The sequence below is a fragment of the Streptomyces sp. NPDC101237 genome (genome assembly GCF_044767465.1).
Lineage (GTDB): Bacteria > Actinomycetota > Actinomycetes > Streptomycetales > Streptomycetaceae > Streptomyces > Streptomyces gramineus.
The window spans coordinates 24,741-44,980 of sequence record NZ_JBIWNY010000037.1 but is presented as its reverse complement, the minus strand read 5'-3'; the positions used below and the strand labels follow the sequence as shown (position 1 = coordinate 44,980).

Annotated in this window: 19 protein-coding genes; 9 read left to right on the top strand and 10 right to left on the bottom strand. The window is 73.3% G+C overall.

Going from position 1 to position 20,240, the window contains the following annotated elements; translation table 11 throughout:
* The first annotated feature begins 24 nt into the window (after positions 1 to 24).
* The 5 genes from ACIRQ9_RS36460 to ACIRQ9_RS36440 all read left to right on the top strand — a co-directional run bounded on the left by ACIRQ9_RS36460 (position 25) and on the right by ACIRQ9_RS36440 (position 5,401).
* On the top strand, positions 25 to 591 hold the full coding sequence (locus tag ACIRQ9_RS36460; RefSeq protein ID WP_404183757.1) for a hypothetical protein: 567 nt from the start codon (positions 25 to 27) through the stop codon (positions 589 to 591).
* Positions 592 to 637: 46 nt separating this feature from the next.
* Positions 638 to 2,434 carry a gamma-glutamyltransferase family protein gene (locus tag ACIRQ9_RS36455; protein WP_404183754.1) on the top strand — a complete coding sequence of 599 codons (1,797 nt, stop codon included), beginning with the start codon at positions 638 to 640 and terminating at the stop codon, positions 2,432 to 2,434.
* 116 nt (positions 2,435 to 2,550) lie between these two features.
* Positions 2,551 to 3,399 carry an inositol monophosphatase family protein gene (locus tag ACIRQ9_RS36450; protein WP_404183751.1) on the top strand — a complete coding sequence of 283 codons (849 nt, stop codon included), beginning with the start codon at positions 2,551 to 2,553 and terminating at the stop codon, positions 3,397 to 3,399.
* Between the two features lie 86 nt (positions 3,400 to 3,485).
* A complete protein-coding gene (locus tag ACIRQ9_RS36445; protein WP_404183748.1) occupies positions 3,486 to 4,895 on the top strand; it encodes a phytoene desaturase family protein in 1,410 nt (469 codons plus the stop codon).
* Positions 4,892 to 5,401: an O-acetyl-ADP-ribose deacetylase gene (locus ACIRQ9_RS36440; RefSeq protein WP_404183745.1), complete on the top strand. Its 510-nt coding sequence runs from the start codon at positions 4,892 to 4,894 to the stop codon at positions 5,399 to 5,401. The genes ACIRQ9_RS36445 and ACIRQ9_RS36440 overlap by 4 nt, the downstream gene beginning before the upstream one ends.
* Positions 5,402 to 5,947: 546 nt before the next feature.
* Here the strand turns inward: ACIRQ9_RS36440 and ACIRQ9_RS36435 are convergent.
* On the bottom strand, positions 5,948 to 6,874 hold the full coding sequence (locus ACIRQ9_RS36435) for a LysR family transcriptional regulator (RefSeq protein WP_404183742.1): 927 nt from the start codon (positions 6,872 to 6,874) through the stop codon (positions 5,948 to 5,950).
* A gap of 145 nt (positions 6,875 to 7,019) precedes the next feature.
* Between ACIRQ9_RS36435 and ACIRQ9_RS36430 the strand changes: the two genes are divergently transcribed.
* The 3 genes from ACIRQ9_RS36430 to ACIRQ9_RS36420 all read left to right on the top strand — a co-directional run bounded on the left by ACIRQ9_RS36430 (position 7,020) and on the right by ACIRQ9_RS36420 (position 9,981).
* Entirely contained in the window at positions 7,020 to 7,916 is an 897-nt protein-coding gene (locus ACIRQ9_RS36430) for an SDR family oxidoreductase (RefSeq protein WP_404183739.1), read from the top strand.
* Positions 7,917 to 7,997: 81 nt separating this feature from the next.
* Complete coding sequence (locus tag ACIRQ9_RS36425) at positions 7,998 to 9,488, top strand: AlkA N-terminal domain-containing protein (RefSeq protein ID WP_404183736.1); 1,491 nt, start codon at positions 7,998 to 8,000, stop codon at positions 9,486 to 9,488.
* 10 nt (positions 9,489 to 9,498) lie between these two features.
* Complete coding sequence (locus ACIRQ9_RS36420; protein WP_404183732.1) at positions 9,499 to 9,981, top strand: methylated-DNA--[protein]-cysteine S-methyltransferase; 483 nt, start codon at positions 9,499 to 9,501, stop codon at positions 9,979 to 9,981.
* Between the two features lie 49 nt (positions 9,982 to 10,030).
* Here ACIRQ9_RS36420 and ACIRQ9_RS36415 read toward each other — a convergent pair whose 3' ends face one another.
* The 3 genes from ACIRQ9_RS36415 to ACIRQ9_RS36405 are packed head-to-tail and all read right to left on the bottom strand — an operon-like array spanning position 10,031 to position 12,418.
* The gene (locus ACIRQ9_RS36415; RefSeq protein ID WP_404183730.1) at positions 10,031 to 10,765 is read right to left on the bottom strand and encodes an SIR2 family NAD-dependent protein deacylase; all 735 of its coding nucleotides are present in this window, start codon (positions 10,763 to 10,765) and stop codon (positions 10,031 to 10,033) included.
* Positions 10,766 to 10,823: 58 nt separating this feature from the next.
* Positions 10,824 to 11,318, bottom strand: a complete 495-nt coding sequence (locus ACIRQ9_RS36410) for an NUDIX domain-containing protein (RefSeq protein ID WP_404183727.1) — start codon at positions 11,316 to 11,318, stop codon at positions 10,824 to 10,826.
* Positions 11,315 to 12,418 carry an ADP-ribosylglycohydrolase family protein gene (locus ACIRQ9_RS36405; protein ID WP_404183724.1) on the bottom strand — a complete coding sequence of 368 codons (1,104 nt, stop codon included), beginning with the start codon at positions 12,416 to 12,418 and terminating at the stop codon, positions 11,315 to 11,317. The genes ACIRQ9_RS36410 and ACIRQ9_RS36405 overlap by 4 nt, the downstream gene beginning before the upstream one ends.
* 159 nt (positions 12,419 to 12,577) lie before the next feature.
* Here ACIRQ9_RS36405 and ACIRQ9_RS36400 point away from each other — a divergent pair, with 159 nt between their 5' ends.
* On the top strand, positions 12,578 to 13,696 hold the full coding sequence (locus tag ACIRQ9_RS36400; protein WP_404183815.1) for a glycerate kinase: 1,119 nt from the start codon (positions 12,578 to 12,580) through the stop codon (positions 13,694 to 13,696).
* A gap of 131 nt (positions 13,697 to 13,827) precedes the next feature.
* Here the strand turns inward: ACIRQ9_RS36400 and pssA are convergent, their stop codons facing one another.
* The 6 genes from pssA to ACIRQ9_RS36370 form a co-directional block, all read right to left on the bottom strand.
* Entirely contained in the window at positions 13,828 to 14,688 is an 861-nt protein-coding gene (gene pssA, locus ACIRQ9_RS36395; RefSeq protein ID WP_404183721.1) for a CDP-diacylglycerol--serine O-phosphatidyltransferase, read from the bottom strand.
* Positions 14,675 to 15,331 carry a phosphatidylserine decarboxylase gene (locus ACIRQ9_RS36390; protein WP_404183812.1) on the bottom strand — a complete coding sequence of 219 codons (657 nt, stop codon included), beginning with the start codon at positions 15,329 to 15,331 and terminating at the stop codon, positions 14,675 to 14,677. The genes pssA and ACIRQ9_RS36390 overlap by 14 nt, the downstream gene beginning before the upstream one ends.
* 169 nt (positions 15,332 to 15,500) lie before the next feature.
* A complete protein-coding gene (locus tag ACIRQ9_RS36385; RefSeq protein ID WP_404183718.1) occupies positions 15,501 to 16,706 on the bottom strand; it encodes an acyl-CoA dehydrogenase family protein in 1,206 nt (401 codons plus the stop codon).
* Between the two features lie 2 nt (positions 16,707 to 16,708).
* Positions 16,709 to 17,221 (bottom strand): MaoC family dehydratase, encoded by a 513-nt coding sequence (locus ACIRQ9_RS36380; protein WP_404183715.1) that lies wholly within the window; start codon positions 17,219 to 17,221, stop codon positions 16,709 to 16,711.
* A gap of 5 nt (positions 17,222 to 17,226) precedes the next feature.
* A complete protein-coding gene (locus ACIRQ9_RS36375; RefSeq protein ID WP_404183713.1) occupies positions 17,227 to 18,192 on the bottom strand; it encodes an HpcH/HpaI aldolase/citrate lyase family protein in 966 nt (321 codons plus the stop codon).
* Positions 18,189 to 20,237 carry a protein meaA gene (locus tag ACIRQ9_RS36370; protein ID WP_404183710.1) on the bottom strand — a complete coding sequence of 683 codons (2,049 nt, stop codon included), beginning with the start codon at positions 20,235 to 20,237 and terminating at the stop codon, positions 18,189 to 18,191. Before ACIRQ9_RS36370 ends, ACIRQ9_RS36375 begins: the two co-directional genes overlap by 4 nt.
* Between the last annotated feature and the right edge of the window lie 3 nt (positions 20,238 to 20,240).

Below are 20,240 nucleotides of genomic sequence, written 5' to 3'. Positions count from 1 at the left end.
CGGGCGGCACGGGGGAGAGGCACGATGGACTCGGCGGTGACGGGCCTGCTGGCGGCACTGGTCGGCGTGGCCGGCACACTCGGCTCCGCCTGGCTGACCCAGCGCCGGGCGGACGCCCTGCGGCGCGAGGAGTGGGACCGCGTCGAGCGCGCCCGGAGGGCCGAACGCGCCGACGAGCGGCGGCAGTCGGGACGTGAGGCCCGGCAGGCGGCCTACACGGCGTTCAACGCGTCGGCCCGCCACTACCTGGCGACGCTCAACGACCACGCGCACGTCCTGCGCGACGGAGGCGACCCCGGGGAGTCCCTGGACGCGGTGGAGACCGCCCGGGTCGAGTACCGCCGCAGCTACGCCGAGGCCCAGATGATCGTGCCGGACACGGTGCTGGCCGAGGTGCGGAAGGTCGACCGGGGACTGGGCTCGGTCTACGGCAGCCTGGCCCGCGTCACCCGCGACCGGGGCCGGGACGGCGACGACCCGGACAGCGTCCGCACGGTGATCGCACAGGGCTGGCGGGACCTGTCGGACACCCGGGCCGCCATGCGGGCCGACCTGGACGTGACGGGTCCCACCCGGGGCCCCGCTGGGTAGTCTGCAGGCGCCCGGTCCGGCCCACGCACACCCACCGAGGTGAGAGATGTCCTTCACCACCCGGCCCACGCTCCAGGGAACCTTCGGGATGGCGTCCTCCACGCACTGGCTGGCCTCCCAGTCGGCGATGGCGGTCCTGGAGAACGGCGGCAACGCCTACGACGCGGCCGTGGCGGGCGCCTTCGTGCTGCACGTGGTCGAGCCGCACCTGAACGGACCGGCCGGCGAGGTGCCGATCCTGCTCGCCCCGGCCGGCGGCGAGGTACGGGTGCTGTGCGGGCAGGGCGTGGCCCCGGCCGGCGCCACCGTGGCCCACTACCGGGGGCTCGGCCTGGACCTGGTGCCCGGCACCGGACCGCTGGCCGCCGCCGTCCCCGGCGCCTTCGACGCCTGGCTGCTCCTGCTGCGCGACCACGGCACCAAGCCGCTGGACGAGATCCTGGCGTACGCCGTCGGGTACGCCGAGCACGGACACCCGCCCGTGGAGAACGTCGGCGCGACCGTGGCGAGCGTACGCGGGCTGTTCGAGACCGAGTGGACCTCGTCGGCGGAGCTGTATCTGCCCGGCGGCCGTCCGCCCCGGCCCGGCGAGCTGCTGCGCAACCCGGCCCTCGCCGCCACCTGGCGGCGGCTGCTCGCCGAGACCGCGGGCGCCGGGGACCGGGAGGCACGCATCGACGCGGCTCGCGAGGTGTGGCGCACCGGCTTCATCGCCGAGGCCCTGGTCCGGCAGGCGGCCCGGCCCACCATGGACACCAGCGGCGAGCGGCACACCGGCACCCTCACCGCCGACGACCTGGCCGGCTGGTCGGCCGGCTACGAGCCGCCGGTGTCGTACGACTGGAACGGCTGGACCGTGTGCAAGGCCGGCCCCTGGAGCCAGGGCCCGGCCTTCCTCCAGCAGCTGGCCCTGCTGCCGCCCGAACTGCCCGAGTACGGCTCCGCGGACTACCTGCACCTGCTGGTCGAGGGCTGCAAGCTCGCCATGGCCGACCGGGAGGCCTGGTACGGGGACGCCGCCGAGGTACCGCTGGCCGAACTGCTCTCGGACGACTACAACGCGCGGCGGCGCCACCTCGTCGGCGCCAAGGCCTCCGACGAGCTGCGGCCCGGCAGCCCCGGCGGCCGCGTGCCCAGGCTGCCCGCCCACGCGCGCGTGGAGGCCGCGCGGAGCACCGCCTTCGACCCGCTGGGCGGCGGCGAGCCCACGGTCGCGCAGGTCGCCGCCGACGGCACCACCCGGGGCGACACCTGCCACCTGGACGTCGTCGACCGCTGGGGCAACATGGTGGCCGCGACGCCCAGCGGCGGCTGGCTGCAGTCCAACCCGGTCGTCCCCGAACTCGGCTTCCCGCTCGGCACCCGGCTCCAGATGACCTGGCTGGAGGAGGGCCTGCCGAACTCCCTCACCCCCGGCCGCCGCCCCCGCACCACGCTCACCCCGTCCCTGGCCCTGCGCGACGGGGTCCCGGTGCTGGCCTTCGGCACGCCGGGCGGCGACCAGCAGGACCAGTGGCAGCTGCACTTCTTCCTCGCCGTCGCGCTGCGCGGACAGGTGCGCGGCGGCCTCGACCTCCAGGGCGCCATCGACGCCCCGAACTGGCACAACGACAGTTTCCCCAGCTCCTTCCACCCGCGCGGGCGCCGCCCCGGCAGCGTGACCGTCGAGTCGCGCACGGATCCCGGCGTGGTGGAGGAGCTGCGGCGGCGCGGCCACGACGTGACGGTCGGGCCGGGCTGGTCGGAGGGCCGACTGTGCGCGGTGGCCCGGGACCCGGAGACCGGCATCCTGTCGGCGGCGGCGAACCCGCGCGGCATGCAGGGCTACGCGGTCGGGCGCTGACCCGGCGGGGCCGGCCGGCGGCCCGCTGATCGCCGGCACCGGTTGTTCGTCCGTATTCCAGATCACGTACACCCGAGTGGGGGGGATTGTCAGTGACACGTGCTCTCATGGGGCACATGATCGAAGCAACGGAGACCATCGACGAGTTTCTCCACCAGCACGCCGGCGACGTCGAGGACGCCGTCCGCAAGGCCGCCCGGACCGAGATCCTGCCCCGCTGGCGGCGGCTCGCCGACCACGAGGTCGACCAGAAGAGCGGGCCCCACGACCTGGTGACGGACGCCGACCGGCTCGCCGAGAAGTACCTCACCGGAGCGCTCGGCGCCCTGCTGCCGGGCTCCGTCGTGGTCGGCGAGGAAGCGGTGCACGCGGACCCGGAGACCTACGGGGCGCTCCAGGGCGACGCACCGGTGTGGATAGTCGACCCGGTCGACGGCACCCGCCAGTTCGTGCGCGGTGAGGACGGCTTCTGCACCCTGGTCGCGCTCGCCCACCGCGGCGCCCTGCTGGCCTCCTGGACCTACGCGCCCGTCCGCGAGCAACTCGCCACCGCGGTGCGGGGCAAGGGCGCCTTCCTGGACGGCGTACGGCTGCACGCCGGGCCGCCCGCCGCGGGCCGTGACCTGCGGATCGCCACCTCCCACCCGGACTACACCACGGACGCGCAGAAGCGCGCCCTGTCCGCCCTGTGGGTCGACGGCGTCGCCCCGCGCGCCTGCGGCTCCGCGGGCCTGGAGTACCTCGCCGTCGCGCGCGGCGAGTTGGACGCGACGGCGTTCTCCTGGGAGGCGGCCTGGGACCACGCGGCCGGGCTGCTCCTCGTCGAGGAGGCGGGCGGCGCCCACCGCACGCTCGCCGGCGAGCCGTTCCGGATCACCGGCGACAACGTCCTGCCGTTCACCGCGGCCCGCGACGCCGCCACCGCGCAGCGGGTGCTGGACCTGCTGCGGAACCCGCACTGGTAGCCCCGGACGGGGGCGGTGTCAGTCCTGCGGCATATCCTGAACCCGAGTGGCCAATCGGCTGACGAAGGGGTGCGAAGGTGCCGTCGATGCTCGATGCGGTCGTGGTGGGGGCGGGACCGAACGGCCTGACGGCCGCCGTGGAGCTGGCCCGGCGCGGGTTCTCCGTCGCGGTCTTCGAGGCCCGCGGCACGGTGGGCGGCGGTGCCCGCACCGAGGAACTGACGCTGCCGGGCTTCCGCCACGACCCGTGCTCCGCGGCGCACCCGCTCGGCGTCAACTCGCCGGCCTTCCGCGCCCTGCCCCTGGAGCGCTACGGCCTGGAGTGGCTCCACCCGGAGCTGCCGATGGCCCATCCGTTCCCCGACGGCCGGGCCGCCGTACTGGCCCGCTCGGTCGCCGAGACGGCGGCCTCCTTCGGGCCCCGCGACGCGGGCACCTACCGCAGGCTGGTCGAGCCCTTCCTGCCCAAGTGGGACACTCTGGCCCGGGACTTCATGTCCCTCCCGCTGACCGCGCTGCCCCGCGACCCGGTCACCCTCGCGCGCTTCGGCCTGGCCGGGCTGCCGCCCGCCGCCCTGCTGCTGCGCCGCTTCCGCGAGGAGCGGGCCAGGACCCTCTTCGCCGGGCTCGTCGCGCACGTGATGGCCCCGCTCAGCGGCTTCGCGACCGGTGCCGTCGGCCTGGTCTTCGCGCTCGCCGCGCACGCCCGCGGCTGGCCGGTGGCCCGCGGCGGTTCCCAGGCCATCTCCGACGCCCTCGCCGCGTACCTCGAAGACCTCGGTGGCGCCGTCCACACCGACTACGAGGTCAAGCGCCTGGACGACCTGCCGCCCGCGCGGTCCTACGTCTTCGACACCTCGCCGACCGCCCTCGCCCGCATCGCGGGCCTCGGCAACTACTACCAGGGCTACCGGTACGGTCCGGGCGTCTTCAAGATCGACTACGCGCTGGACGGCCCGGTCCCCTGGACGGCCCCCGAGGCCCGCCGTGCCGGGACCGTGCAGATCGGCGCGGACAGCGCGGAGATCGGCGCCGCGCTGCGCGCCGCCTCCCGCCAGGGCCGCGCCCCGGACCGGCCGTTCATGATCACCGTGCAGCCCGGTGTCGTGGACCCCTCCCGCGCGCCCGAGGGCAAGCAGGTCTTCTGGGCCTACGCCCACGTGCCGAGCGGCTGGAGCGGCGACCTCACCGACGTGATGGAACGTCAACTGGAGCGCTTCGCACCGGGATTCCGCGACCTCGTACTGGCCCGCGCCACCGCGGGACCGGCCGAACTCGCCGCCCGCAACGCCAACTACGTCGGCGGCGACATCGGCACCGGCGCCGTCTCCGGGCTGCAGATCCTGCTGCGCCCCAAGCTCTCCCTGTTCCCTTACGGCACCCCGCACCCGGCAGTCTTCATCTGCTCGTCCGCCACCCCGCCCGGCCCCGGGGTACACGGAATGTCCGGGCACAACGCGGCCAAGGCCGTCTGGAGGAGGCTGAGACAGACATGACCCGCATCACGCTCGTCCAGGGCGACATCACCCGGCAGACCGCCGACGCGATCGTCAACGCGGCCAATTCCTCGCTGCTCGGCGGCGGAGGCGTCGACGGCGCCATCCACCGGCGCGGCGGCCCCGCGATCCTTGAGGAGTGCCGCAAGCTGCGCGCCGGCCACTACGGCAAGGGCCTGCCCACCGGCCAGGCCGTCGCCACCACCGCCGGCGAGCTCGACGCCCGGTGGGTCATCCACACCGTCGGTCCCGTCCACTCCCGCGGCGAGGACCGCTCCGGGCAACTGGCCTCCTGCTACCGCGAGTCCCTCCGGCGCGCCGACGAACTCGGCGCCCGCACGGTCGCGTTCCCGGCCGTCTCCACCGGGATCTACGGCTGGCCGCTCGACGACGGCGCCCGGATCGCCGTGACGACCGTCCGCGAGGCGGACACGGCCGTCGAGGAGGTCAGGTTCGTCCTCTTCGACGAGCGGGCCTACGAGGCGTTCGCCGCGCAGCTGCCCTGAGCGTGGAGGCGAATCCCTGCCGGGGCCGGGCGACCGTCCCGGCACCGGGCGCGGCACGGTGGCGCGTGCCGGGCTCGGCGCCGGCCACGGGCGCCCGCGCCGACGCACGGGGCGGCCGTGACCCGGCACACCGCGAACAGCCACGCCCTCCGGCGCCTCCGCCCCATACCTAGCCCACCTCCGGGCACCCGCCCCGTGGCCCGGCCCCGCCGCTCGGCTCCGCCCCCACCAGGCCCGCCTACGGGCAACCGGCCGTGACCCGGCCCCGGCCGTCGGCTCCGCTCGCACCGGCCCGCCTCACCGGCAACCGTCTCTCACCCGGCCCGCCGCTCGGCTCCGCCCGACCAGACCTGCCTACGGGCAAACGGCCGTGACCCGGCCCCGGCCGTCGGCTCCGCTCGCACCGGCCCGCCTCACCGGCAACCGTCTCTCACCCGGCCCGCCGCTCGGCTCCGCCCCACCAGACCTGCCTACGGGCAAACGGCCGTGACCCGGCCCCGGCCGTCGGCTCCGCTCGCACCGGCCCGCCTCGCCGGCAACCGTCCGTCACTCGGCCCCGGCCCTCGTTCCCCGCCCCTGCGGCTCTCCCGTCCGGCCGGTGCCGGGCGGGAGGAGGCAGGCCTTGGCCGCTCGGCGGAACGCCGGCAGCAGGGGATGGTGGTCGTCGGGGCGTGCGGCCAGGACCACCTGGACCGGGGCCGCGTCCTCGACCGGTACGGCGACGATGTCCGAGCGCAGGCTGCCCCGGAACCCGGCCGGTGCCAGCGACACCACCTCGCCGCTCGCCACCAGCTCCAGCTTGTCCTCCAGCGTGTCCACCAGGGCGCCCAGGTTGGTGTGCCCCGGCGGATTCGCACCGGACCGGTCCGCGCCGGTGAAGCGGGGCAGCGGCTCGTCGGCGAAGTCGGCGAGGGTGACCGACGCCCGGCCCGCCAGCCGGTGGCCGAGCGGCACCAGCAGCACCCGCGGCTCGTCGTACAGCACCGTCACGTCCAGGCCGTCCGAGCCGAACAGGAACCGGGTGACCAGCACGTCGACCCGGTGGTCGAGCAGCGCGTCGCGCGGCTCGCTCCAGTCCACGTGCAGGGTGCGGACGTCGGCGTCCGGGTGGCGGCGCCGCACCTCACGGACGGCCGGGGTGACGATCTGGTGCGTGGTGTACCCGACCGTGAACGGGCCGTGGGCCGCGGCCGAACGGGCGCTCGCGGCGGCTCGGGCGGCACTGCGCAGCAACTCCCTGGCCTGCGGCAGAAAGGTCTCGCCGGCCTGGGTGAGCCGGGTGCCGCGAGGGCCGCGGTCCAGCAGCGGGACGCCCAGCTCCCGCTCCAGCCGCCGGATCTGCCGGCTCAGCGACGGCTGCGCCAGCCGCAGCGCGTCGGCGGCCCGGCCGAAGTGCAGCTCGTCGGCGACGACGGTGAAGTAGCGCACCAGGCGCAGCTCCAGGTCCACCGGCGGTACGAAGGATTCGGGCACCCGTCGACTCTACTCCCGCCGCTGTGGGCTGCGGTCATGACCGTACGGTCATCACCGGGTGCGGAACGGGTCTTGGACCCCGGCCCCGGGCCGGACGCAGGCTGGAGCCGTTCCTGACATCCACTCTCCGTGAGGTGATTTCGTCATGCGTGTGTTCGTCACCGGCGCCACCGGCTTCATCGGCAGCGCCGTCGTCCGCGACCTGCTCGCCGCCGGCCACCAGGTGCTCGGCCTGGCCCGCTCGGACGCGGCCGAGGCGGCACTGAAGGAGGCGGGAGCCCAGGCGCACCGCGGCGACCTGAACGACACCGACGGCCTGCGGGCCGCGGCCGCCGCGGCGGACGGGGTGATCCACACGGGCTTCCACCACGACTTCTCCGACATGCCCGGCGCCCTGCGCACCGAACTCGCGGCCCTGGCCGCCTTCGGCGACGCCCTCGCCGGCTCCGGCCGCCCGCTGGTGGTCAGCTCCGTGACGGGCCTGCTCACCCCGGGCCGCCTCGGCGTCGAGACGGACGGACCCGACCCCGCGGCTCCCGGCGCGCACCGCGCCGAGTCCGAGCGGGCCGCCCTCGCCCTGGCCGGCCGCGGGGTGCGGGTCAGCGCGGTCCGGCTGCCGGCCTCCGTGCACGGCGCGGGCGACCACGCCTTCGTCCCGCTCCTGATCGGCCTCGCCCGCGAGAAGGGCGTCGCCGCGCACCCGGGAGACGGCACCAACCGCTGGCCGGCCGTGCACCGCCTGGACGCGGCCGTCCTGTTCCGCAAGGCCCTGGAGGACGCCCCGGCCGGTGCCGTGCTGCACGCCGTGGCCGAGGAGGGCGTACCCCTGCGGGACATCACCGCGGTCATCGGCCGCCGCCTGGGCCTGCCGGTGGTGTCCCTCGCGCCGGAGGAGGCGGCCGGCCACTTCGGCTGGATGACCCGCTTCGCCGTGAACGACAACCCGACGTCCAGTGCCGCGACCCGCGAGCGCTACGACTGGCGGCCCGAGCGGCCGGGACTGCCGGCCGACCTCGACCAGGACCACTACTTCCGCGGGTAGCCATCGCGGCCGTCAGGTCAGCGCACCTACGTGTCGGATTTCCGCCAGCACCGGCCGCACCCGGTGGCCGATGCTGGACCCATGCAGAAGGGGACGAAACTCGACCGGGAGCACTGTGTACGAGCCGTGCAGTCCAAGGACGCACGGTTCGACGGCTGGTTCTTCACGGCCGTCCTGACCACCCGCATCTACTGCCGGCCCAGCTGCCCGGTGGTGCCGCCCAAGCCCGAGAACATGACGTTCCACCCGAGCGCGGCCGCCTGCCAGCAGGCCGGGTTCCGGGCCTGCAAGCGCTGCCGCCCCGACACCAGCCCCGGCTCCCCGGAGTGGAACCAGCGCGCCGACCTGGTCGCCCGCGCGATGCGGCTGATCGCCGACGGGGTCGTGGACCGCGAGGGCGTACCCGGCCTGGCCGGCCGCCTCGGCTACAGCCCCCGCCAGGTCGAACGCCAGCTCCTCGCCGAACTCGGCGCCGGCCCACTGGCCCTGGCCCGCGCCCAGCGCGCCCAGACCGCCCGGCTGCTCGTGGAGACCACCGGCCTGCCGATGGCGGAGATCGCCTTCGCGGCCGGATTCTCCTCGATCCGCACCTTCAACGACACCGTCCGCGAGGTCTTCGCGCTGTCCCCGACCGAGCTGCGCGCGCGAACCCCGAAGAGCGCGCCGGCCGCCCCCGCCCCCGCTCCCGGAGCGCTGTCGCTGCGGCTGCCCTTCCGCGCGCCCCTGAACCCCGACAACCTCTTCGGCCATCTCGCGGCCACCGCCGTCCCCGGCGTCGAGGAGTGGCGGGACGGCGCCTACCGGCGGACCCTGCGGCTGCCGTACGGCCACGGCATCGCGGCCCTCACCCCGAAGCCCGACCACATCGCCTGCCGGCTCGCCCTGAGCGACCTGCGGGACCTGCCCGTCGCCATCGCCCGGTGCCGGCGGCTGCTCGACCTGGACGCCGACCCGGTCGCGGTCGACGACCAGCTGCGGACCGACCCCGTGCTGGCTCCGCTGGTGGACAAGGCGCCGGGCCGCCGGGTGCCCCGCACGGTCGACGAGGCGGAGTTCGCGGTGCGCGCCGTGCTCGGCCAGCAGGTCTCCACGGCCGCCGCCCGCACCCACGCGGCCCGCCTGGTCACCGCGCACGGCACCCCGGTGGAGGACCCCGAGGGCGGCCTCACCCATCTCTTCCCGGCCCCCGCGGAGCTGGCCGGGCTCGACCCCGAGACCCTGGCGATGCCCCGCAGCCGGCGCACCACCTTCACCACCCTGGTCGGCCGCCTCGCCGACGGGACCCTCCACCTGGGAGTGGAGAGCGACTGGGCCGAGGCCCGCGCCGGACTCCTCGAACTCCCCGGCTTCGGCCCCTGGACCGTCGACGTCATCGCCATGCGCGCCCTCGGCGACCCCGACGCCTTCCTCCCCACCGACCTCGGCATCCGCCGCGCGGCCCTGGAACTGGGCCTGCCGGGCACCCCGGCCGCCCTCACCGCGCGCGCGGCCGCCTGGCGCCCCTGGCGGGCCTACGCGGTCCAGTACCTGTGGGCGACCGACTCGCATCCGATCAACTTCCTGCCCGTGTAAGGACTCCTCCGTGAAGAACCACACCGTCACCGACAGCCCCTACGGCCCCCTCACACTGGTCGCCGAGGACGGCGTCCTGTGCGGCCTGTACATGGAGGACCAGCGCCACCGCCCGCCCGAGGAGAACTTCGGCACCCGCGACGACGACCTCTTCACCGAGGCCGGGGAACAGCTCGCCGGCTACTTCGCGGGCGACCTGACGGAGTTCACCCTCGAACTGCGCCTGGACGGAACCCCGTTCCAGCGCAGCGTCTGGGAACAGCTCCGTCTGATCCCCTACGGGCAGACCCGGTCGTACGGCGAACTGGCCGGCGCCCTCGGCAGTCCGCAGGCCTCCCGGGCGGTGGGCCTGGCCAACGGCAGGAACCCGATCGGCATCATCGTCCCCTGCCACCGCGTCATCGGCGCGAACGGCGGTCTCACCGGCTACGGCGGCGGCCTGCCCCGCAAGCGGCGCCTGCTGGACTTCGAGCGGGGCGCCGGCCTCTTCTGACCGGCGCGGGGACCTCGGGCGCGCGGGCGGCGGGCACCCCTCGCGCCGCTCAGGCGCCGTCGTCCGCCAGGCCGCGCAGCAGCCGGGGCAGCGCGGTGCCGATCGGTTCGCGGACGACCTCGTCGGCGCGGTCGTCGTAGGGAGTCGGTTCGGCGTTGACGATGATCAGGCGGGCGCCGTGGTCGGCGGCGACGCCGACGAGGCCGGCGGCCGGCTGGACCTGGAGACTGCTGCCGACGGCGACGAACACGGTGCAGGCCTTGCTGATGGCGGCGGCCTGGCCGAGGACGACCGGGTCGAGGTTCTCGCCGAACATCACGGTCGCCGACTTCAGGACGCCCCCGCACTCCAGGCACGGCGGGTCGTCCTCGCCTGCCTCGACACGGGCGAGCGCGTCCGCCATCGACCCGCGCGTCCCGCACTTGGTGCACACCACGCTGCGGGCCGAACCGTGCAGTTCGAGCACCTTGCGGGCGGGCATCCCGGCGAGCTGGTGCAGCCCGTCCACGTTCTGCGTGATCACCCGCACCGGTGTCCCGGCCCGCTCCAGCTCGACGACGGCGTGGTGCGCCCGGTTCGGCTCGGCCCCGAGCGCGCGGCTCTCGCGCCGCATCCGCCAGGACCGGCGCCGGATGTCGGGGTCGCCCATGTAGTACTCGTACGTCACGAGCTTCTCGGCCTCGGGATCCCTGCGCCACAGCCCGGCCGGTCCGCGGTAGTCGGGGATCCCGGAGTCGGTCGAGATGCCGGCGCCGCTGAGGACGGCGACGAGGGGCTTGGTCATGTGTTCGAGGGTAGGGCGGTCGTGGCGCGGGCTGCGAACGGTTATCGGGGCGGCCCGGTCAGCCCGCGCGCCGGCCGTTCTCCAGTTCCGCGGTGCCCGTGCCCTCGGTCAGTACGTCCAGGGCCGCCAGCACGCGGTGGCCGAGCGAGCCCGGCAGGTAGGTGGTGAGCTCGGGGCGCGGGACCAGCCGCCAGGACAGCAGTTCCTCCTCCTGGAGCCGGATCGCCGCCAGGTCGGCCTCGGTGACGACACCGCCGTCGTAGAGGTAGGCGACGATCGGCGGGCGGGCGGTCCCGTGCACCCAGTCCACCGCCAGCAGCCGGCCCATCTCCCGGTCCAGGCCGATCTCCTCCAGGGTCTCCCGTCGGGCGCCCTGGCGCGGGGTCTCCCCGTCGTCGGACTCGACGGTCCCGCCGGGCAGCGCCCAGCCCTCGCGGTAGTTCGGCTCGACGAGCAGTACCCGCCCCTCGGCGTCCCGGAAGAGCGCGGCCGCCCCGGCGAGGATCCGGGGGAGGCCCGCGATGTACGTGGCGTAGGCGTCAGTCGTGGTCACCCGGGAAGGGTATCGAGGGCCGGGCCGGCGCTCGTCCGGGCGAGCCGCGCGGTGCGTTCGGCGAGGTCGCTGATGCGGGCCCCGTCGAAGCCGAACACGGCGCTGCGGACCGTGTCGCGCAGCGGGTCCTTCCACTGGCCGGGGATGTCGGCCGCGCCGGTCAGCACGCCGGCCACCGAACCCGCGGTCGCCCCGTTGGAGTCGGTGTCCAGGCCGCCGCGGACGGTGAGCGCGAGGGTCCGGGTGAAGTCGCCGTCGCCGTACAGCAGCCCCGCGGTGAGCACGGCCACGTTCGGGACGGTGTGGATCCAGCCGAGGCCCGCGGTCTCCTCGGACACGGTGCTCAGGGTGTCCTCCCAGCTCAGCCGGGTCTCGTGCAGGGAGACGACCCGCCGCACGGTCCGCGCCAGACGGCAGCTCGGCGGTACGACGGTGAGCGCGCTGTCGATCGCCTGCCGCACGGTCGGCGCGGTGAAGGCCGCCGAGATCAGCGCGGCGGCCCACATCGCGCCGTAGACCCCGTTCCCCGTGTGCGAGAGCACGGCGTCCCGGCGGGCCAGCAGGGCGGCCCGGCGCGGGGCGTCCGGGCAGGTCCAGCCGAAGATGTCGGCGCGTATCAGGGCGCCGATCCACTCCTGGTAGGGGTTGTCGTAGGTGGCGGTCAGGGGCGGCTTGAGGCCGTCCGCGAGATTGCGGTAGGCGGCCCGTTCCGCCGTGTACGTCTGCAGGTAGGGCAGCCGGAGCAGCCACAGCTCGCCGACCTGCTCCGTGCTGAAGCCGAAGCCGTGGGTCTCCAGGAGGTCCAGGCCGAGGATCGCGTAGTCGACGTCGTCGTCGCGGCAGCTGCCGTGGATCCGGCCGCGCACGCACCGGTCCCAGTCGGGGCGCAGCGCGAGGGCGTCTCGCTCGTCGGCGGGCTCGGGCAGGTAGTCGGTGAGCGGCAGGGCGGCGGCCCGCCGCAGGTAGCCGTCGATGCGGTCCCTGGTCCACACCTCGCCCTGCTCGACGGGCTTGCCGAGCATGTTGCCCGCGATCCGGCCGAGCCAGCCGCCGAGCACGCGGTCTTCCAGGTCCGGACCGGGGGTGCCGTCGTTGCCCATGGCTGTGGTGTACCCGATTTCCCAGGCGGTTCCCAGGCCCGTCCCGGGCTCCGGGCGGGGCATGACGGCGAGGCTCTCCTCCGGTTAAGGTCGCAGCGGCGCGACTGGCCTCGACGTGCGCGAGGCCCGGAGAGCAAGGGGATACAGGTGACACAGCGCGTGCTCATCGCCGCGGACAAGTTCAAGGGCTCGCTGACGGCCGTGGAGGTCGCCGAGCGGGTCACTGCGGGGCTCCGGCGGGTCGTGCCCGGCCTGGAGGTCGCGGCGCTGCCCGTCGCGGACGGCGGGGACGGCACCGTGGCCGCGGCCGTGGCCGCCGGTTTTGAACGCCATGAGCGGGTGGTCGCCGGGCCGCTGGGACAGGAGGTCACCGCCGCGTTCGCGCTGCGCGGTGACACCGCGGTGGTGGAGATGGCCGAGGCGAGCGGACTGCAGCGGCTGCCCGCCGGTGTCTTCGCGCCCCTGACGGCCTCCACCTACGGCTCCGGCGAGCTGCTGCGGGCCGCGCTGGACGCGGGCGCCCGCACGATCGTGTTCGGCGTCGGAGGCAGCGCCACCACCGACGGCGGCGCCGGCATGCTGTCGGCGCTCGGCGCGCGGTTCCTCGACGGGGACGGCGAGCCGGTGGCGCCGGGCGGCGGCGGCCTGGCCGGTGTGGCCCGCGCGGACCTGTCCGGCCTGGACCCGCGGCTGTCCGCCGTCGACCTGGTGCTCGCCAGCGACGTCGACAACCCGCTGACCGGGCCCACGGGCGCGCCGGCCGTGTACGGCCCGCAGAAGGGCGCCTCGCCGGACGACGTGGCGGTCCTGGACGCGGCGCTCGCGCACTTCGCGAAGGTCCTGGAGGCCGAGGCCGGTCCGCGCGCGGCCGAGTACGCGATGGCGCCGGGCGCCGGGGCCGCCGGCGGCATCGGCTACGGCGCGCTGCTGCTCGGCGCCCGCTTCCGGCCCGGCATCGAGGTCATGCTCGACGTCCTCGGCTTCGCGCCCGCCCTGGAGGGGGCCACGCTGGTCGTCACCGGTGAGGGTTCGCTGGACGAGCAGACTCTGCACGGCAAGGCACCCGCGGGGGTGGCCGCGGCCGCGCGGGCCGCGGGCAAGGAGGTCGTGGCGGTGTGCGGGCGCCTGGCCCTGGCACCGGCCGACCTCGGACGGGCGGGGATCCGACGCGCCTACCCGCTGACGTCCGTGGAACCGGACGTCGCGAAGTGCGTCGCGGAGGCCGGCCCGATCCTGGAGCGGGTCGCGGAGCGGATCGCCACGGACTTCCTGACCTGATCCACGGCGGACCCGGGCGGTTCGCGGGGAACCGCGGGACCCGCCCGGGACCCGCGGGGAGCCGGGGCAAGGCCCCGGGAACGACGCAGGGCCCCGGACCGCACGCGGTCCGGGGCCCTGTCGCCTCGTGGTTACGGCAGCTGCGCCGTCCTCGCCTCGCGGCGGTTGTCACGGATGTTGTTCACCCGGCGCGCCGTGGCGAACAGCGGGATCACCGCGCCCATCACCAGCTGCAGCGCGCAGCCGGTCTGGAGCAGCAGCTGGCCGCCGGGAGCGTCGAACGCCCAGGCCGCCAGGAGGCCCATCGAGAGCACGATCCAGGACAGCATCGCCCCGGCGAGGCGGCCGCGCGGCTTCGGGTACTCGACCCGGCTCACCATCAGCCAGGCCGTGCCGAGGATCGCCAGCAGCGTCGCGATGAACGGCAGCTCCAGCAGCACGATCGAGACCACCGTGAGCGCGCCGAACGGCGAGGGCATGCCCTGGAACATGCCGTTCGGCGGGGTCACGCAGCTGAAGCGGGCCAGCCGCAGCACCACCGCCAGCAGGACGACCACCGCTCCGACCGCGGCCACCTTCTGGTACGCGTCGTCGGCCACCATGCCGTAGACGAGCACGAAGTACGCGGGGGCCAGGCCGAAGCTGACCAGGTCCGAGAGGTTGTCCAGCTCGGCGCCCATGGGCGAGGAGCGCAGCTTGCGCGCCACGAGCCCGTCGAACAGGTCGAAGACCGCCGCGCAGAGCATGAGGATGACCGCGGTGGCGGCGCTGTGCCGCGCCATGCCCGCCGACTGGTCGTCCCCGGTGAGGTGCGGGATCAGGATGCCCGTGGTGGTGAAGTACACCGCCATGAAGCCGCACGTGGCGTTGCCCAGCGTGAGGGTGTCCGCTATCGAGAGGCGCAGAGAGAGGGGCATCTCCTCCTCGTCCTCGCCGATCTCGTCGGCCTCGGGCACCCAGCCCGCCTGGGTCTCCGGATCAATCACGGTCAATGCGAGTCACCCCAGCCACCGTCTTCTGACCGACCTCGACCGCGACCTCCACGCCCTCGGGCAGGTAGATGTCGACGCGCGAGCCGAAGCGGATCAGGCCGATGCGGTCGCCCTGCTCGACCTTCGTGCCCCGCGGGAGGTAGGGCACGATGCGACGGGCCACCGCGCCGGCGATCTGGATCATCTCGATGTCGCCGAGTTCGGTGTCGAAATGCCAGACTACGCGCTCGTTGTTCTCGCTCTCCTTGTTGAAGGCGGGAACGAAGCCACCGGGGATGTGCTCCACCGACGTCACGGTGCCGGACAGCGGGGCCCGGTTCACATGGACGTTGAGCGGGCTCATGAAGATCGCGACGCGGGTCCGGCCGTCCTTCCACGGCATGATGCTCTGCACCACACCGTCGGCGGGAGAGATGACGCGGCCCTGGGCGATCTCACGCTCGGGGTCGCGGAAGAACCACAGCATGCCCGCCGCGAGCGCGGTGGCGGGCACGGCGACGGCCTTCGCGGCGCCGGAGCGACGGGCACGCAGGAGGCTGACGGCTGCGGTGGCGACGGTCGGGAGAAGCCACGGCGATGCTCCGCGCGCGAGGCGTACGCCGGCCAGGCTGTCTCGATGTGCAGAGGTTTGGCTGTGGGGCATGGATGACCTTCGTAGCGGATGATGCCGCGCGGGAATCGGGGACGGCGGCTTTCCCGGATCGTACCGGTCGCGGGCCACAACTGGGCAAGCCAGGATACCGAGTCGGCGGCCGAAGACCGTTGACGGGGTGTGATCTTCTTCTCGAAGAAAACACCCCGCACCCGGACAATCAGCCCTGGAACCGATACTCTTCGAGCAGCCTCCGGCCGATGATCATTTTCTGGATCTCGGCGGTGCCCTCGCCGATCAGCAGCATCGGAGCCTCGCGGTAGAGGCGCTCGATCTCGTACTCCTTGGAGAATCCGTAGCCGCCGTGGATGCGGAAGGCGTCCTCGACGACCTCCTTGCAGTACTCGGACGCGAGGTACTTCGCCATCCCGGCCTCCAGGTCGTTTCGCTCCCCGGAGTCCTTTTTACGTGCGGCGTTCACCATCATGGCATGCGCGGCCTCGACCTTGGTGGCCATCTCCGCGAGCTTGAACTGGATGGCCTGGTGCTGGGCGATCGGCTTGCCGAAGGTGTGACGCTGCTGGGCGTACCGGACACCCAGTTCGAACGCACGCTGCGCGACACCGCAGCCCCGCGCCGCCACGTTGACCCGGCCGACCTCCACTCCGTCCATCATTTGGTAAAAACCTCGGCCGGTGACCCCGCCGAGCACCCGATCGGCCGGAATCCGCAGCCCGTCCATGATCAGCTCGGTGGTGTCGACGCCCTTGTAGCCCATCTTGTCGATCTTGCCCGGGATGGTGAGGCCGGGGCGGACCTCGCCGAAGCCGGGCTCCTTCTCCACCAGGAAGGTCGTCATCGACTTGTGCGGGGCGGTGCCCTCGGGGTGGCCTTCGTCACTCCGCACGAGGACCGCCACGAGGGACGACGTGCCGCCGTTCGTCAGCCACATCTTCTGGCCGTTCAGGACGTACTCCTCGCCGTCCTTCACCGCCTTCGAGGTGATGGCGGAGACGTCCGAGCCGAGGGCCGGCTCCGACATCGAGAACGCGCCCCGGATGTCGCCGGCCGCCATCCGCGGCAGGAAGTGGTCCTTCTGCTCCTGCGTGCCGTGCTGCTTGAGCATGTACGCGACGATGAAGTGCGTGTTGATGATGCCGGAGACGGACATCCAGCCGCGGGCGATCTCCTCGACGCACAGCGCGTACGTCAGGAGCGACTCGCCCAGGCCGCCGTACTCCTCGGGGATCATCAGGCCGAACAGGCCGAGTTCCTTCAGGCCGTCGACGATGTCCTGCGGGTATTCGTCGCGGTGCTCCAGCTCGGTGGCGACCGGGATGATCTCCTTGTCCACGAAGTCGCGGACGGTGGAGAGGATCTCCTGCTGGACGTCGGTCAGACCGGCGGTCTGGGCGAGACGGGCCATGGCTACTTCTCCTGCTCCCTGAGCTCCGGGCGGCCCGGCTGTTCGCCGCCGCGCTCCTTGATGTACGTCTCGGTCGGCACCATCACCTTGCGGCGGAAGACGCACACCAGCGTGCCGTCCTGCTTGTAGCCCTTGGTCTCGACGTGGACGATCCCGCGGTCGTCCTTCGACTTCGAGGGCCACTTGTCGAGCACGGTCGTCTGGCCGTAGAGGGTGTCGCCGTGGAAGGTCGGCGCCACGTGCTTGAGCGACTCGATCTCCAGGTTGGCGATCGCCTTGCCGGAGACGTCCGGCACGCTCATGCCGAGCAGCAGGGAGTAGATGTAGTTCCCGACCACCACGTTCTTGCCGAAGTCCGTCGTCCTCTCGGCGTAGTTGGCGTCCATGTGGAGCGGGTGGTGGTTCATGGTGAGGAGACAGAACAGGTGGTCGTCGTACTCCGTGACCGTCTTTCCGGGCCAGTGCTTGTACGTCGCCCCGACCTCGAACTCCTCGTACGTTCGTCCGAACTGCATCGCCCTCAGGCCTCCGGGATCTCGAACTTCGACGTACGGGTCATGCCGGCGGCCCGGCCCTTGCCGGAGATGACCAGCGCCATCTTGCGGCTGGCCTCGTCGATCATCTCGTCGCCGAGCATCGCGGAGCCCTTCCTGCCGCCCGCCTCGGACGTGTAGTAGTCGTACGCGTCCAGGATCAGCTCGGCGTGGTCGTAGTCCTCCTGCGACGGCGAGAAGATCTCGTTGGACGCCTCGACCTGGCCCGGGTGCAGCACCCACTTGCCGTCGAAGCCGAGCGCGGCGGCGCGCCGCGCGACCTCGCGGTAGCCCTCCACGTTGCGGATCTGGAGGTAGGGGCCGTCGATCGCCTGGAGGTCGTTGGCGCGGGCCGCCATCAGGATCCTCATCAGGATGTAGTGGTAGGCGTCCGCCGGGTAGCCGGGCGGCTGCTCGCCCACGACCAGCGACTTCATGTTGATGGACGCCATGAAGTCGGCCGGGCCGAAGATGATGGTCTCCACCCGCGGGGAGGCCTGCGCGATCTCGTTGACGTTGTTGAGGCCCTGCGCGTTCTCGATCTGCGCCTCGATGCCGATCCTGCCGACCTCGAAGCCCATCGTCTTCTCGATCTGGGTGAGCAGCAGGTCCAGGGCGACGACCTGCTGGGCCGTCTGCACCTTCGGCAGCATGATGCAGTCGAGGTTCGGCCCGGCGCCCTCGACCACGGTCACGACGTCACGGTACGTCCACTCGGTGGTCCAGTCGTTGACGCGCACCACCCGCGTCTTGCCGGTCCAGTCGCCCTCGTTGAGGAACTTCACGATGGTGTGGCGCGCCTCGGGCTTGGCGAGCGGGGCGCACGCGTCCTCCAGGTCCAGGAAGACCTGGTCCGCCGGGAGCCCCTGCGCCTTCTCCAGGAAGCGGGGGTTCGAGCCGGGCACCGCGAGGCACGAGCGCCGCGGGCGCAGACGGTTGACGGGCGTCGTCATGCGGGGACCTCCAGGGGGTCGAGCTTGTTCGCTTTGCGGATCTCGTCGACGATGCGGCCGATGATTCCGGTGATGTCGAAGTCCTTCGGGGTGAAGACCGCGGCCACTCCGGCTTCCCTGAGCTGCTCGGCATCACCGTTCGGGATGATGCCACCGGCGATCACGGGTATATCTGTGGCACCGGCCACACGGAGGCGTTCCAGGACGTCCGGGACCAGCTGGGCGTGCGATCCGGACAGGATCGACAGTCCCACCGCGTGCACGTCCTCGGCGAGCGCGGCGTCCACGATCTGCTCGGGCGTCAGCCGGATGCCCTGGTAGACCACTTCGAAGCCGGCGTCCCTGGCCCGTACGGCGATCTGCTCGGCGCCGTTGGAGTGCCCGTCGAGGCCGGGCTTGCCGACCAGGAAGCGGAGCTTGCCGGTGCCCAGGTCGCGGGCGGTGGCGTCCACCCGCGCCCGCACCCCGGCCATCGCCGAGCCGGCCTCGGCGGGCACCGCGACCGGAGCCGAGGAGACCCCGGTGGGCGCCCGGAACTCGCCGAACACCTCGCGCAGCGCGCCCGCCCACTCGCCGGTCGTGACACCGGCCCGGGCGCACTCCAGGGTGGCCGCCATGAGGTTGTCGGTGCCCTTGGCGGCCTCCTTCAGCCGCTCCAGCGCCTTGCAGGGGCGCGGGTGGTTGAACGGCGGCTGGTAGCGCGTGTCGCGCCAGTCGCCGATCGCTTTCACCACCCGGGCCTCGACCGCCGGGTCGACCGTCTGGATCGCGGTGTCCAGGTCGGCGGTGAGCGGGTTGGGCTCGGTCGTCTCGAAGATGTTGACGCCGACGATCTTCTCCTGCCCGGACTCGATCCGGCCCCGGCGCTCCGCGTGCGAGGCGACCAGCTGCGACTTGAGGTAGCCGGACTCGACGGCGGCCATCGCGCCGCCCATCTCCTGGATCCGGTCGATCTCGGCGAGGGAGTCCTCGACCAGCTCCGCGACCTTCGCCTCGACGACGTGCGAGCCCTCGAAGATGTCCTCGTACTCCAGCAGGTCGCTCTCGTGGGCGAGCACCTGCTGGATGCGCAGCGACCACTGCTGGTCCCAGGGCCGGGGCAGGCCGAGGGCCTCGTTCCAGGCGGGCAGCTGCACGGCACGCGCGCGGGCGTCCTTGGAGAGCGTCACGGCGAGCATCTCAAGCACGATCCGCTGGACGTTGTTCTCCGGCTGCGCCTCGGTCAGGCCGAGCGAGTTCACCTGGACGCCGTAGCGGAACCGCCGCTGTTTGGGGTTCTCGATGCCGTAGCGCTCGCGGGTGACCTTGTCCCAGATGCGGCCGAACGCCCGCATCTTGCACATCTCCTCGACGAAGCGCACGCCCGCGTTCACGAAGAACGAGATCCGCGCGACCACGTCGCCCATCCGCTCCTGCGGCACCTGGCCGGAGTCGCGGACGGCGTCGAGCACGGCGATGGCGGTGGACATCGCGTACGCGATCTCCTGGACCGGCGTGGCGCCCGCCTCCTGCAGGTGGTAGCTGCAGATGTTGATCGGGTTCCACTTCGGGATGTGGGAGACCGTGTACGCGATCATGTCCGTCGTCAGCCTGAGGCTCGGCCCCGGCGGGAAGACGTGCGTCCCCCGGGACAGGTACTCCTTGACGATGTCGTTCTGGGTGGTGCCCTGGAGCCGGGTGACGTCGGCGCCCTGCTCCTCGGCGACGACCTGGTAGAGCGCCAGCAGCCACATGGCGGTGGCGTTGATCGTCATCGAGGTGTTCATCTGCTCCAGGGGGATGTCCTGGAACAGCCGGCGCATGTCACCGAGGTGCGAGACGGGCACGCCCACCCGGCCGACCTCGCCGCGGGCGAGGATGTGGTCGGGGTCGTAGCCGGTCTGCGTCGGCAGGTCGAACGCGACCGACAGGCCGGTCTGGCCCTTGTCGAGGTTGCGCCGGTACAGCTCGTTGGACGCCTCGGCGGTGGAGTGTCCGGCGTACGTGCGCATGAGCCACGGCCGGTCCTTCGCACGCGCCCCGTCGGTGATCTGACGCTCAGTCATCTA

Coding starts and splice junctions, on each gene's coding strand:
- ACIRQ9_RS36460 (WP_404183757.1), top strand. CDS start 25: ATGGACTCGGCGGTGACGGGCCTGCTGGCGGCACTGGTCGGCGTGGCC.
- ACIRQ9_RS36455 (WP_404183754.1), top strand. CDS start 638: ATGTCCTTCACCACCCGGCCCACGCTCCAGGGAACCTTCGGGATGGCG.
- ACIRQ9_RS36450 (WP_404183751.1), top strand. CDS start 2,551: ATGATCGAAGCAACGGAGACCATCGACGAGTTTCTCCACCAGCACGCC.
- ACIRQ9_RS36445 (WP_404183748.1), top strand. CDS start 3,486: ATGCTCGATGCGGTCGTGGTGGGGGCGGGACCGAACGGCCTGACGGCC.
- ACIRQ9_RS36440 (WP_404183745.1), top strand. CDS start 4,892: ATGACCCGCATCACGCTCGTCCAGGGCGACATCACCCGGCAGACCGCC.
- ACIRQ9_RS36430 (WP_404183739.1), top strand. CDS start 7,020: ATGCGTGTGTTCGTCACCGGCGCCACCGGCTTCATCGGCAGCGCCGTC.
- ACIRQ9_RS36425 (WP_404183736.1), top strand. CDS start 7,998: ATGCAGAAGGGGACGAAACTCGACCGGGAGCACTGTGTACGAGCCGTG.
- ACIRQ9_RS36415 (WP_404183730.1), bottom strand. CDS start 10,765: ATGACCAAGCCCCTCGTCGCCGTCCTCAGCGGCGCCGGCATCTCGACC.
- ACIRQ9_RS36405 (WP_404183724.1), bottom strand. CDS start 12,418: ATGGGCAACGACGGCACCCCCGGTCCGGACCTGGAAGACCGCGTGCTC.
- ACIRQ9_RS36390 (WP_404183812.1), bottom strand. CDS start 15,331: ATGCCCCACAGCCAAACCTCTGCACATCGAGACAGCCTGGCCGGCGTA.
- ACIRQ9_RS36385 (WP_404183718.1), bottom strand. CDS start 16,706: ATGGCCCGTCTCGCCCAGACCGCCGGTCTGACCGACGTCCAGCAGGAG.
- ACIRQ9_RS36380 (WP_404183715.1), bottom strand. CDS start 17,221: ATGCAGTTCGGACGAACGTACGAGGAGTTCGAGGTCGGGGCGACGTAC.
- ACIRQ9_RS36375 (WP_404183713.1), bottom strand. CDS start 18,192: ATGACGACGCCCGTCAACCGTCTGCGCCCGCGGCGCTCGTGCCTCGCG.
- ACIRQ9_RS36370 (WP_404183710.1), bottom strand. CDS start 20,237: ATGACTGAGCGTCAGATCACCGACGGGGCGCGTGCGAAGGACCGGCCG.